This window comes from Nonomuraea africana, assembly GCF_014873535.1.
GTDB classification, from domain to species: domain Bacteria; phylum Actinomycetota; class Actinomycetes; order Streptosporangiales; family Streptosporangiaceae; genus Nonomuraea; species Nonomuraea africana.
In genome coordinates this window covers 527,337-539,176 of record NZ_JADBEF010000001.1, presented here as the reverse complement: position 1 = coordinate 539,176, position 11,840 = coordinate 527,337, and the positions used below count along the sequence as shown (strand labels likewise).

The 11,840-nt window shown below is 72.4% G+C and carries 12 protein-coding genes; 3 read left to right on the top strand and 9 right to left on the bottom strand.

The features are described 5' to 3' along the window. Positions 1 to 50: 50 nt before the first annotated feature. From H4W81_RS02440 to H4W81_RS02430, 3 genes are read left to right on the top strand one after another with little or no spacing between them, the layout of a single operon-like run. Positions 51 to 851, top strand: a complete 801-nt coding sequence (locus H4W81_RS02440; protein ID WP_192773266.1) for an ABC transporter ATP-binding protein — start codon at positions 51 to 53, stop codon at positions 849 to 851. Between the two features lie 7 nt (positions 852 to 858). Then, the gene (locus H4W81_RS02435) at positions 859 to 1,851 is read left to right on the top strand and encodes an ABC transporter substrate-binding protein (RefSeq protein ID WP_192773265.1); all 993 of its coding nucleotides are present in this window, start codon (positions 859 to 861) and stop codon (positions 1,849 to 1,851) included. Beyond that, a complete protein-coding gene (locus H4W81_RS02430; protein WP_192773264.1) occupies positions 1,848 to 3,866 on the top strand; it encodes an iron ABC transporter permease in 2,019 nt (672 codons plus the stop codon). Before H4W81_RS02435 ends, H4W81_RS02430 begins: the two co-directional genes overlap by 4 nt. Here the strand turns inward: H4W81_RS02430 and H4W81_RS02425 are convergent. The 9 genes from H4W81_RS02425 to H4W81_RS02385 are packed head-to-tail and all read right to left on the bottom strand — an operon-like array spanning position 3,858 to position 11,765. Beyond that, on the bottom strand, positions 3,858 to 4,379 hold the full coding sequence (locus H4W81_RS02425) for an OsmC family protein (protein ID WP_192773263.1): 522 nt from the start codon (positions 4,377 to 4,379) through the stop codon (positions 3,858 to 3,860). The genes H4W81_RS02430 and H4W81_RS02425 overlap by 9 nt on opposite strands. Continuing rightward, positions 4,376 to 4,990, bottom strand: coding sequence for a VOC family protein (locus H4W81_RS02420; protein WP_192773262.1), 615 nt, complete (start codon positions 4,988 to 4,990; stop codon positions 4,376 to 4,378). The genes H4W81_RS02425 and H4W81_RS02420 overlap by 4 nt, the downstream gene beginning before the upstream one ends. Further along, on the bottom strand, positions 4,987 to 5,529 hold the full coding sequence (locus tag H4W81_RS02415; protein WP_192773261.1) for an alkylhydroperoxidase domain protein: 543 nt from the start codon (positions 5,527 to 5,529) through the stop codon (positions 4,987 to 4,989). The genes H4W81_RS02420 and H4W81_RS02415 overlap by 4 nt, the downstream gene beginning before the upstream one ends. Further along, positions 5,526 to 6,110, bottom strand: coding sequence for a CMD domain protein (locus H4W81_RS02410; protein ID WP_192773260.1), 585 nt, complete (start codon positions 6,108 to 6,110; stop codon positions 5,526 to 5,528). The genes H4W81_RS02415 and H4W81_RS02410 overlap by 4 nt, the downstream gene beginning before the upstream one ends. Then, positions 6,107 to 7,075: a putative FMN-dependent luciferase-like monooxygenase gene (locus tag H4W81_RS02405; protein WP_192773259.1), complete on the bottom strand. Its 969-nt coding sequence runs from the start codon at positions 7,073 to 7,075 to the stop codon at positions 6,107 to 6,109. Before H4W81_RS02405 ends, H4W81_RS02410 begins: the two co-directional genes overlap by 4 nt. After that, positions 7,072 to 8,535: a dipeptide ABC transporter ATP-binding protein gene (locus tag H4W81_RS02400; protein WP_192773258.1), complete on the bottom strand. Its 1,464-nt coding sequence runs from the start codon at positions 8,533 to 8,535 to the stop codon at positions 7,072 to 7,074. The genes H4W81_RS02405 and H4W81_RS02400 overlap by 4 nt, the downstream gene beginning before the upstream one ends. Continuing rightward, positions 8,513 to 9,289: an ABC transporter permease gene (locus H4W81_RS02395; RefSeq protein WP_192773257.1), complete on the bottom strand. Its 777-nt coding sequence runs from the start codon at positions 9,287 to 9,289 to the stop codon at positions 8,513 to 8,515. Before H4W81_RS02395 ends, H4W81_RS02400 begins: the two co-directional genes overlap by 23 nt. Next, a complete protein-coding gene (locus tag H4W81_RS02390) occupies positions 9,286 to 10,161 on the bottom strand; it encodes an ABC transporter permease (RefSeq protein WP_192773256.1) in 876 nt (291 codons plus the stop codon). The genes H4W81_RS02395 and H4W81_RS02390 overlap by 4 nt, the downstream gene beginning before the upstream one ends. Then, complete coding sequence (locus H4W81_RS02385; RefSeq protein ID WP_192773255.1) at positions 10,158 to 11,765, bottom strand: TIGR04028 family ABC transporter substrate-binding protein; 1,608 nt, start codon at positions 11,763 to 11,765, stop codon at positions 10,158 to 10,160. Before H4W81_RS02385 ends, H4W81_RS02390 begins: the two co-directional genes overlap by 4 nt. Positions 11,766 to 11,840 lie beyond the last annotated feature (75 nt).

Here is an 11,840-nt window from a genome sequence, read left to right as displayed (position 1 = left end):
CTTAGTGCTAGGTTTACCCCGATATAGGTAAGGCTTGCCTAAGGAGCGGTGTGGGCGATCTCGTCGGTCATGGGCTGGTCGCCGGCTACGAGGGCAAGCGGGTCCTCTCCGGACTCGACGTCCGGCTGCCCTCTGGCCAGGTCACCGTTCTGGTCGGCGCGAACGGCTCGGGCAAGTCGACCCTGCTGAGGGTGCTCGCCCGCCTGCACGCGCCCACCGCGGGCACGGTGCTGCTCGACGGGCACGACATCGCGAGGGACAGCACCCGTGCGCTGGCCAGGAAGCTGACCTTCCTGCCCCAGTCGCCGCTGGTCCCCTCGGGCATCACGGTCCGCGAGCTGGTCGGCCACGGGCGCTACGCCCACCACGGCGTGCTCGGCAGGACGACCGCCGACGACCTCGACGCCGTGCGCTGGGCGCTGGCCGTCACCGGCCTCGAACCGCTGGCCGAGCGCAGGGTCGAGGAGCTGTCGGGCGGCGAGCGCCAGCGCGCCTGGATCGCCGTCGTGCTCGCGCAGAAGACCGGCGTGCTGCTGCTCGACGAACCCACGACCTTCCTCGACCTGCGCTACCAGATCGAGGTCCTGGCCCTGGTCCGCCGCCTGGCCGACGAGCACGGGCTCACGGTCGGCGTGGTGCTGCACGACCTCAACCAGGCCGCGGCGTTCGGCGACCGCATCGTCATGCTCAGCGGCGGCCGGGTGGTCGCGTCGGGAGAGCCGCACGAAGTGATCACCGCCGCGAGCGTCCAGGACGCCTTCGGGCTCGAGGTGAGCGTGGCCACCGATCCCGAGACCGGCCGTCCCACCTGCCTGCCGTCCCTGCGCGGGCATCTCACCACCAAGGAGTAGTTCCCCCATGCTGAGAAGAGTCGTGGCCGTCCTGGCCCTCGCCATGGCGGCCACCGCGTGCGCCTCGGCCCCCGCGCCGACGACCGGGCAGGCCACCGGGCAGGGCACGCAGACCGCGGCCGCCGCGAAGCCGGTCTCGATCAAGGGCGCGGACGGCGCCGTCGTCGAGCTGAAGGCCCCCGCCACCAAGGTCGTGTCGCTGGAGTGGACCTACACCGAGGACCTCCTCGCGCTGGGCGTCACCCCCGTAGGGGTGGCCGACGTCGACAACTACGAGACCTGGGTGACGGCGGGCGCGCGGGTGAAGGGCCGGACCACCGACGTCGGCACCAGGCAGGAGCCCAGCCTGGAGAAGATCACCGCGCTGGCGCCCGACCTGATCGTCGCCGAGAAGTTCCGCGTCGGTCAGAACCTCGACGCGCTCAAGCAGATCGCGCCCGTGGTCGTCCTCGACTACACCGGCGAGGGCACCGGGCGCACCCAGTACGCGCACATGCGCCAGACCCTCAAGGACCTCGCGGTGGTCGTCGGTAAGCAGGCCGAGGCCGACCAGGTCCTCGCCGGCCTCGACGCGAAGATCGCCGAGGTGAAGGGCAGGCTGGAGAAGGCCGGCAAGGCCGGCACGGACTACACCGTCACGCAGGGCTACACCGGAGAGAACGCTCCCGTGCTCCGGATGCTGGCCGACAACTCCCTGGCCGCGCAGGTGCTGGCCGAGACCGGGCTGAAGAACGCGTGGAAGGGCAAGGGCGACAGCTGGGGCATGACCGAGACCGACGTCGAGGCGCTGAAGCAGGTCGACCGGGCCACCCTGCTCTACGTCGCCTCCGACAAGGACAACGTCTTCACCGGCGCCCTGGCCAAGAACCCGATCTGGCAGGGTCTCACGTTCGTCAAGGAGAAGCGGGCGCTGCCGCTCGACCCCGGCACCTGGCTCTGGGGCGGCCCGAAGACGACCGAGCAGTTGCTCGAGGAGACCGCCAAGGCCCTGGGGGCGTGAGCACGGCCACGGGCGGGGACCTCAGGCCCCCAGCCCGCTCGTTCGCGGTCATCGCGGCGGGCCTGGCCGCGCTGGTCCTGCTCTGCGTGGTGCACCTCGGCCAGGGCAGCTCGGGCATCGGCCTGTCCGAGGTGGCCGCCCTGCTCACGGGCGCGGCCGAGCCGGGCGTGAGCGAGGTCTTCGTGGGCAGCCGCCTGCCCCGCCTCCTGGCGGGCATCGTCGCGGGCGGCGCGCTCGGCGTCTCGGGGCTGCTCATCCAGACCACCACCAGGAACCAGGCGGCCGCGCCCGACACGCTCGGGGTGAACGCCGGCGCCTATCTCGCCGTGGTCGCCGCCGCGTTCGCCGGGCTGAACCTGGGCGCGCTGCCGCAGGGCGCGCTCGCCTTCGCCGGCGGCCTGGCCGCCGCGCTGCTGGTGCTCGCGCTGGGCGGCCGTGACGCTCCGGGCCGGGTGATCCTGGCCGGTACGGCGGTGGCCATGGCGCTGATGGCGACCGCCACGATGCTGCTCATGCTCGACGAGTACGGCACGCGCGGCCTGTTCCTGTGGGGCAGCGGCTCCCTCGTCCAGTCCGACGCGGGACGCGCGGGCTGGCTGCTCGCCGTCGTGGCCGCCGCCGTGCTCGCCGCGTCGGCGCTGTCCCGGCCGCTGGACCTGCTGGCCCTCGGCGACGATGTCGCCCGCTCGCTCGGCACCGCCGTCACCAGGGTGCGGGCGGGCGCGCTCCTGCTGGCCATCGCGCTGGCCGCCGCCGCCGTCACCGTGGCGGGACCGCTGGCCTTCGTCGGGCTCATCGCCCCCGTCTCCGTCCGGCTGCTGGGTCTCGGCCGGCACCGCACGCTCATCCCCGCCGCCGCCGTCACCGGCATGGTCCTGCTGCTGGGCGCCGACACGCTGGCCCGCGCGGTGTTCGACCCCGCGCAGGGGCACGCCGAGCTGCCCGCCGGGATCGTGACCGCGCTGCTCGGCGCGCCATTCTTCGTCGTGCTCGCCAGGCGTCTGGCCTCCGGCCAGGTCGAGCGTGGCGCGGCGGTGGCACTGCCGGGGCGGCGCCGCCTGCCGTACCCGGTCGTGCTGGCGGTGTCGGGGGCGGCGCTGGCCGTGGTGTTCGTGCTCGGGCTGAGGATCGGCGACGTACCCGTGACGTTCGCGGACATCCTCGCGCCCGGCGACGAGCTGATCAGGCGGGTGCTGGCGCTGCGCGTCCCGCGCCTGGTGGTGGCCGCCGTGGCGGGCGCGGCCCTGGCCGCGGCGGGCGTGGCCGTGCAGGCGGTGATCCGCAACCCGCTGGCCGAGCCGGGCCTGCTCGGTGTCACGGGCGGAGCGGGCGTCGCGGCCGTCGGGCTGCTGGTCCTGGTGCCCGGCGCCCCGCGTGCCCTGCTGCCGCTGGTGGCCTTCACGGGGGCGCTGGCCGCGCTCGGCCTGCTGGCCGCGGTCGCCTACCGGAAGGGCGGCTTCGACCCGGTGCGGATCGTGCTGGTCGGCATCGGCATCCTGGCGGGCACGCAGGCCCTGGTGTATCTCGCCACGCTCAAGGCGGGCATGGCCCTGGCCGCGGCCCTGACCTGGATGAGCGGCAGCACCTACGCCAGGTCGAGCGACGATCTGGTGTGGCTGGCGCCGCCGATGGCCGCGGCCGTGCTGCTCTGGCTGGCGGCCAGGCCGCTCGACCTGCTGGCGCTCGGCGACGATCTGCCCCGCTCACTCGGCCTGCCGCTCAACAGGGCCAGGATGGTCGTCCTCGGCGCCGGCGCGCTGCTGGCGGGCGGCGCGGCCGCGGCGGTGGGCTCCGTCGGGTTCGTCGGGCTGGTCGCGCCGCACCTGGCCCGCCGCCTGGTCGGGCCCGGCCACCGGCGGCTGCTGCCCGCGGCGATGCTGCTCGGCGGCGCGCTCGTGGTCGCCGCCGACAGCCTCGGCCGGTGGTTGCTGGCCCCCAAGGAGCTGCCGTCAGGGCTGATCGTCGCGCTCGTGGGCACGCCCTACCTGATCTGGCTGCTCAGGCGGTCACGCTGAGGCCGCTCGCACCACCTGCCCCTTGATCTCCTGGGGGTGGCGGATCAGATTGAGGATGGGACAGACCCTCTCGACCTCGGCGTGCAGCCTGGCCAACTCCTCGTCGGAGGCGGGCGAGTCGACGCGCACCTCGTACCTGAAGTTCTGCGGGTACACAGGGATGTCGAGGTTGCCAGGGGCCTGGGCGCGCGGGTCGTACTCCGCCGCCACGTCCACGGCGAGCGAGTCGAGCGGGACCTCCAGCTCGGCCGCCTTGATCAGGAAGATGTGGGTGACGCAGCTGCCGAGCACGCCGGCCTGCAACTCGGGCGAGCCCGGGCCGAGGTCGTAGCCGGCGAAGTCGGGGCCGCTGTCGCTGAGGATCTGGAAGTCCCTGATCCTGATCCTGCGCACCCCGCTGCGGCCCTCGGCCGTGACGCTCGCGCGCAGCGGCACGGGTCCGCCTGCCTGGCTTTCGCGCCTGGCCAGCAGCGCCGCCCGCTTCTGTGAGAGATACTCGCGCAGGCTGCTCACGCCAGCTCCACCTTGCCCTTCGGGGTGTCGAGGACGGCCCGTAGCCGGACCTCGGGCCCCTCCTCGACGTCGAGCTCGGCGCCGACCGCGTCGAGGTCGGCGCGCACGGCCGCCACGTCGGGCGTGACGGCAGAGAAGGCGGCCAGCGTGAGCTGCGGCAGCCCCGAGGCGGCGGGGTGCCTGGTCGTGCCCCAGTCGATGAGGAAGGGCACCGGCCTGATCGCCGCCGGATTGTCCCAGCGGGTCAGCCGCCATTCGAGCAGCGTGCCGTCAGGCGTGCGGCGCGACAGCGGTTGCACCTCTCCCGGGTCGTATCCCCGCTCGCGGGCGCGCGCGACGGTCGCGTCCAGGTCCTCGGGACGGATCGCCCACGCCGCCAGGCGCGCCTCGGTCAGCGTCTCGAGACCCAACGCCCTCGGCCTGGCGCCCTCCACCTCGGGATCGGGCCCGATGATCTCCAGGTAGGCGGTCGGGCCGAGGCCGACGAGGTAGTTGGCGGTCCCGCCGGGATGCGAGCCGCCCTTCATCGGGCGTACGCCCGTCCTCTCGGCGAACACCGCGACCCCCTCCTCGAGGTCGGGAACGGCGTAGACCAGGTGGTCAAGACTCATCGTGGTTCTCCCAGGGAAAGCATGAGCCTGTTGGCCCAGTTAAAGAAGGCGGCCGCGTGCAGCGCGTCGCTGATGGCCAGGTCGTCGAGCCCCAGCTCGCGCAGCGCGGCGACGTCGGCCCGCGGAGGGGTCTCGGACAGCGCCACGGCGGCGTCGATGATCGCGCGCCATCTGTCATCCTGCTCGGCCGCCGTTCCCTCGTCCAGCAGCCGCTGGACGTCGTCCTCCCGCCTGGTGTGATGGGCGGCGAAGCGGGCGTGGACCGAGGCGCAGAAGACGCAGCCGTTGTCGCGGGAGACGGCCGTGGCGGCCAGCTCCCGCTCACCGCGCGGCAGGCCGCCCTCGGTGTTGTGGAAGATGTCGTTGTCGGTCCTGGTGCGGGCGTGCAGGACGGCTGGATCGCGGGCCAGCAGCCTGAAGTACGGCGAGGCGGCCCTGGCCCTGTCGACCAGCGCGTGCCTGTGCTCGTCGCTCAGCTCGTCCTCGGCCAGCGGCTCGATCCACGGCTCCCAGCCGAGCTGGTCCCGGGTGAACTTCATGCGAGTGCCTCCAGTGCGGTGACCACACGGATCTGGAAGGTGAGGAAGGCGACCAGCTGCGAGAGCGTGACGATTCCGGTGACGGACCAGCCCGCCTCGCGCAGCCGGTCCAGGTCCTCGGGCGCGGCCTCCCTCGGGCGGAACACCAGTAGGTGCGCGTGCTCCAGCGCCGCCGCCAGCCTGCCGTCGATCCCTTCGGCGCCGAAGCGCGGCCCTTCCACGCACTCGTGGGCCAGCTCGGGGTCGCGGTAGCGGCCGTAGGGGCCCTGCGCCCTTCCCGCCGTGGACTGCCCGGCGACCCGCTTGGCCAGGTCGGGGTCGAGAGCTTCGGCGTAGAAGGCGGTGGCCTTCTCGTGCCGGTGCAGGTCGGCGACGAAGGCGGCGACCGCGTGCCGTTCGGCCTGGGTCACCTCCTCGAGCCCGACCTCGCTCACGCCGCCTTCGTGGCGGGCGTTCCTCGGCACGAAGAGCGCCTCGTAGGCGCGCTGGGCGTGCTCCCTGGCGTCGGGCCGTCGCCTGCGCAGCACGTCGAGGGGCGAGCCTGGCTCGACTCCCGCCAGGCGGTCGATGATGTCGCTCACGCGTGCTCCGAAGGGGTCCAGCCGAGCGCCGGCGCGACCTTGGTGGCCAGCAGCTCGATCGAGCGGAGGATGAGAGGGTGCGGCGGGTCCACCGAGTGCACCTGGAAGACCAGGTCGGTGACCCTGTCGAGGGTGGGGTCGGCGCGCAGGCTCGCGATCACCTCGTCGGGCGTGCCGACGTGCGTGTCGGCCTGGAGGAAGGCGGCCAGCTCGGGTGACTGGCGGGAGGCGCGGGCGAGGCCCGCCTGCGCGTACCGCCGCGCCTCCTCGTGGGAGTCGGCGACGAAGGCGGTGCGGGAGGCGACGATGCGCGGGGCCGCACCAGCAGGCAGGTGCTCGTAGTAGGCGTCCACGATCGGCCGCTGCGCCTCGGCCAGGGTGACCCCCTCGGCGCGCGGTTGGGTGCGGGAGAGCATGAGGCCGTTGCCCGCCCGCCCCGCCCGCTCGCCGCCGCCGACCGAGAACGTCGCCTCCCAGATCGCGCCGAGCAGCCGGGGCGCGGCGGGGTAGAGGTGGTTGCCGCCGCCGAGGTCGCCGCCCGACCAGGCGTTCACCAGGACCGCGAGGTGCTCGGCGTAGATCGCCGACCTGGCGGCGCTGTCGCGGCCGAAGGCGGCGAAGGAGGCGGCGGTGCCGCCGCTGCCGACGCCGACCTCCAGCCGCCCTCCTGACAGCAGGTCGAGGACGGCGGTGTCCTCGGCGACCCGTACCGGGTGCTCGAGGGGGAGCGTGATGATGCCGGTGCCGAGCCTGATGCGGCTTGTCCGCGCGGCCACGGCGGCCAGGAACACCAGTGGCGCGGGCAGCCCGCCCTCGCTCTCGCTGAAGTGGTGCTGGGCCACCCAGGCGGAGTCGAAGCCGGTCGCCTCGGCGTGCGCGATCTGCTCGGCGGCCAGCTCGTAGCGTTCGGCCGCCGGAGCCCGGTCGAGCAGCCTGGTGAAGAAGCCGAGTCTCCTGCGGCTCATCGGACCGGCTCGGGGATGGCGGCGAGCAGTTCGCGGGTGTAGGCGTGCTGGGGGTCGGTGAAGACGTCCCTGGTGGTTCCCGATTCCACGATCTTTCCCTTGTTCATGACGGACACGGTGTGGGAGATCTGCCGCACGACGTTCAGGTCGTGGGAGATGAACAGGTAGGTGATGCCCAGCTCGTGCTGGAGCGTCTCCAGCAGGTCGAGGATCTGCTGCTGGGACGTGACGTCCAGCGCGGAGACCGCCTCGTCGAGCACGAGCAGCCTCGGCGAGACGGCCAGCGCCCTGGCGATCGCGACCCGCTGCCGCTGGCCGCCCGACAGCTCACGCGGCCTGCGGGTGAGCAGGGCGGCGGGCAGGCCGACCCGGTCGAGCAGCTCGGCGGCCGAGCCGTCCAGCCGAAAGTTGCGCAGCGGCTCCTCGACGATCCGCCTGACGCTCTGGCGCGGGTCGAGCGAGCCGTACGGGTTCTGGTAGACGAGCTGGACGTGCCTGCGGAAGTCTCGCCCGCCCGCCGCGCCGGTCACGACGACCTCGCCCGAGGTCGGCTCGGCGAATCTGGCGATCATGCGGGCGGTGGTGGTCTTGCCCGAGCCGGACTCCCCCACGACGGCGTGGGTGGTGCCCTGCCGTACCTCGAAGGAGATCCGGTCGACCGCGCGGACCGCGCCGTAGTCCTTCACCAGCTCCCTGACGGCCAGCGCGACGGGCACCTCGGGGGCGGGGGCGCGGAAGTCCGCTCGCTCCGGCCGCCTGGCGTAGCCGACGGAGGCGGCGGGGCCCTGCTCCTCGACGCGGCCCTCCTTCATCACCACGATCCGGTCGGCGCGGCCCACGGCCACGCCGAGGTCGTGCGTCACCATCAGCAGCGCCGTCCCGAACTCCGCGCGCAGGTCGTCGATGAGGTCCAGGATGCGCCGCTGCACGGTCGCGTCGAGGGCGCTGGTGGGCTCGTCGGCGATGATCAGCTGCGGGCGCGGCGCGAGCGCGGCGGCGATGAGCACGCGCTGGCGCATGCCACCAGACAGCTCGTGCGGGTACCGGGCGGCGTGCCCCTCGGTGAGGCCGACCCTGACCAGCAGCTCGGCGACGCGGTGCCGCACGAAACGGCGGTCGCCCCGCCTGTGGATACGCAGCGCCTCGCCGATCTGCGCGCCGACGGTCTTGACCGGGTTGAGCGAGGTGCCGGGGTCCTGCGGCACGAGCCCGATCCGCGCGCCGCGCACCGACTCCATCCTGCGGGAGGACCAGCGCGCGATGTCGGTGCCGTTGAGGAAGATCTGGCCGCCGTCGGCCCGGTGCAGCCCCATGATGGCGTGGGCGGTCGTGGTCTTACCCGAGCCCGACTCGCCCACCACGGCGACGGCCTCGCCCGGCGCGACGCTGAAGGAGACGCCGTGGACCACGCGGCGCCCGCCGTACGACACGGTCAGGTCATGCACGTCGAGCAAGCTCATCGATCCTCCTGCTGATCCGGCCCGTGGCGAGCACCACGGCCACGACGACGGCTCCCGGCAGCGTGGTCAGCCACCAGGCGGTCGCCAGGTAGTTGCGTCCCTCGGAGATGAGCAGCCCCCACTCGGGAGTGGGCGGCTCGGCGCCGTAGCCGAGGAAGCCGAGCGTGGAGACGGCCAGGATGGCCGCGCCGAACTGCAGGGCGGCCAGCGCGATGACGGGCCCCAGCGAGTTGGGCAGCACGTGCCGCCACAGCACGCCCGCGAACCCGCCGCCGCTGCCGAACGCGGCCTCCACGTAGTCGGTGCGCCGCACCCGCACCACCTCGGAGCGGGCCAGCCGGGTGAAGGTCGCCACCGAGCCGACGCCGACGGCGAGGGCCACGTTCACCGTGCCCGGCCCGAGCAGGATGATCACGGTGAGCGCGAGCAGCAGCCCAGGCACCGACAGCAGCACGTCCACCACGCGCATGACCAGCGTGTCGGCGAGGCCGCCCAGCGCGCCGGCCAGCAGCCCCAGCAGCGTGCCGAGCAGCAGCCCGACGCCGACGGCGACGAACGCGCCCGACAGCGAGTGGACCGAGCCGTGGACGACGCGGGCGAACAGGTCGCGGCCGACGGCGTCGGTGCCGAACAGGTGCTCGGTGCTCGGCGGCAGCAGCTTGTCCGCGGGCACACCCGCGATCGGGTCGTATCCGGTGAACAGGCCCGGCACCGCCGCCCAGAGCAGGACGAGCGCGACGACGATCCACTTCATGATCTGAGCCTCGGGTCCAGGAGCGGGAACAGCATGTCCACGACCAGGTTGACCAGGACGAACACGGTCGCGGCCAGCACCACCACGGCCAGCAGCACCGGCGTGTCCTGGCTGCTGACCGCCTGCTCGGTGAGCCTGCCGACGCCGTTCCTGCCGAACACCGTCTCGGTCACCACCGATCCGGCGATCAGCTCGCCGAAGGTCAGCCCCGCCATGGTCAGCGCGGGCGGCACGGCGTTGCGCGCCACGTGCCGCCACAGGATCCACCGGCGCGAGGCGCCCTTGGCCGCCACCACCTGGACGAACGGCTGGGCGGAGGCGTGCTCGATGCCGCGCGCCAGCACCTGGGCGATCGGCGCGCAGACGGGGATGGCCAGCGTCAGCACCGGCAGGACCAGTTGCTGCCACTCGTCGCCGCCGATCACGGGGACGAGGTTCAGCCTGAAGGAGAACAGCTGGATCAGCAGGATGCCGATCCAGAAGACCGGAATCGCCACGAACAGCGAGGGCAGCTCCCTCAGCCACGGCGTGAACGCGATCACCAGCGCCAGCCCGATCGCCACCGCGAACCCGAGCCCCGCCAGCTTCGCCGTCTCGGGCAGCGCCTCGGCCAGCCGCTCGACGACGGGGGTGCCGGTGTCGATGGAGTAGCCGAAGTCACCGCGCAGGAAGCCGAGCAGCGTGTGCAGGTAGGCGGCGGGCCCGTCGGAGCCGTACGCCTCCCTGATGCGCGCGATCTGCTCGGGCGACAGGCCCAGCTCGGGGTTCTGGAACTTGATCAGGATCGCGTCGCCCGGCAGCAGGTGCAGCAGCACGTAGCTCGCGGTGAAGGCGGCCCACAGGACCAGGAGCGCCTGCCCCGCCCTCCTCATGACTTCCAGACCGAGTAGAAGCTGGGCCGTCCCACCGCCTCGAAGCTCACGCCGTGGACGGTGGGCGCGCCACCGTACACCTGCGGCTCCTCGAACAGCGGGATCGCGTAGCCCTGGTCGATGACGTAGCGCTGGATCTCGCCGACCTTCGCGTTGCGCTCGCCGGCGTCGGCCAGCGCGGACTGCTCCTCCAGGAGCCGGTCGAGCTTCTCGTCCTCGGAGAGGATGACGTCGCGGTTCTCGCTGTGGAAGTGGCTCTTGATGACGTCCTGGTCGGCGCGGCCGACCATGCCGTGGCTGATCGCGGTCTTCTCGGCGTTCTTGATGTCGACCGCGAGGGTGCCCGCGTCACCCGGTCTGACCTCCAGCTTCACACCGAGCCTGGCCCACTGCTGGGCGACGAGCTCGAGGGTCTGCTTGGACAGCGGCTGCGGCAGCGAGACGAACACGCCCAGCTCCAGCTTCCTGCCGCCCTTCTCGCGGACGCCGTCCGCGCCGCGCTTCCATCCCGCCTCGTCGAGCAGCCGGTTGGCCTGGTCCGGGTCGAAGACCAGCTCCTTGGCCAGGTCGGTGTAGCCCTGGGCGAGGTGGCTGAGCACCGAGGTGGCCACCGGATAGCTGGGCGTGAACAGCGTGTCCACGACCTCCTTGATGTTCGTCCCCTTCTGCAGCGCCCTGCGGACCCTGACATCGCTCAGGATGCTGTTGGAGGGACGCAGGTAGAGGCCGTTGTTGACACCCCTGGTCGGCTCGGCGTAGAGGGTGAAGCCCGCGCTCTTGACCGTCTGCTCGTCGTAGGCCTGCACGTAGCGGACGAAGTCGGCCTGTCCGCTGGTGAGCGCGCCCACGCGGACGTTGTCCTCGGGGGTGACGATGATCTTGATCTCGTCGAGGTAGGCGCGCCCCTGGTGCTTGGAGGACGGCGGCGCCCAGTTGTAGTCCTTGCGAACCTTCAGGTCGATCTGCTTGTCCACGATCTGGTTCGCGACGGTGAACGGGCCGGAGCCGACCACGTTCTTCAGCTGGCACTGCTCCTCGTACGGCAGGCCGATCGTCCGCTTCGACACCAGCCCCGCCCCGATGACCGAGGTGCCCTGCAGGAAGCCGGGCGACGGCTTGTCGAAGTGGAAGCGCACGGTCCTGGCGTCGACGACCTCACTGCGCTCGTAGTTGTTGACGAACTCGGCAGGGGGGAGCCTGAGCTCGGTGCTGCCCTTGCCGTACACGTCGAAGTTGGCCGCCACGGCGGCGGCGTCGAGCGGGCTGCCGTCGCTGAAGGTCACGCCGTCGCGCAGGTGGAAGGTGTACTCGGTGGCGTCCTTGTTGATCTCCCACTTGGTGGCGATCCACGGCTCAATCGCCAGCGTCTCGGGGTTCTGCCAGGTCAGCTTGTCGGTGAGCTGGTTCAGCAGGCCGCCGTTGGGATAGAAGCCCGCCGCCGGGAGGTAGAGGCAGGACGGCGGCTGATGCTCCAGGTAGGTGAGCGTGCCGCCGTACACGGACCGGCCGGCTGGCGCCGCCTTGGCCGTGGGCGCTCCCCCGCCACAGCCGGCGAGGAGTCCCGTGACGGCGAGGAGCACGGCCGCTGTGACGCGTCTAGGCATGGGGAGATGACCCTTCGGTACGGGGGTTCGACAAAACCCATATTAACCTACTGGAATAGTAGGTATCTACGAGAT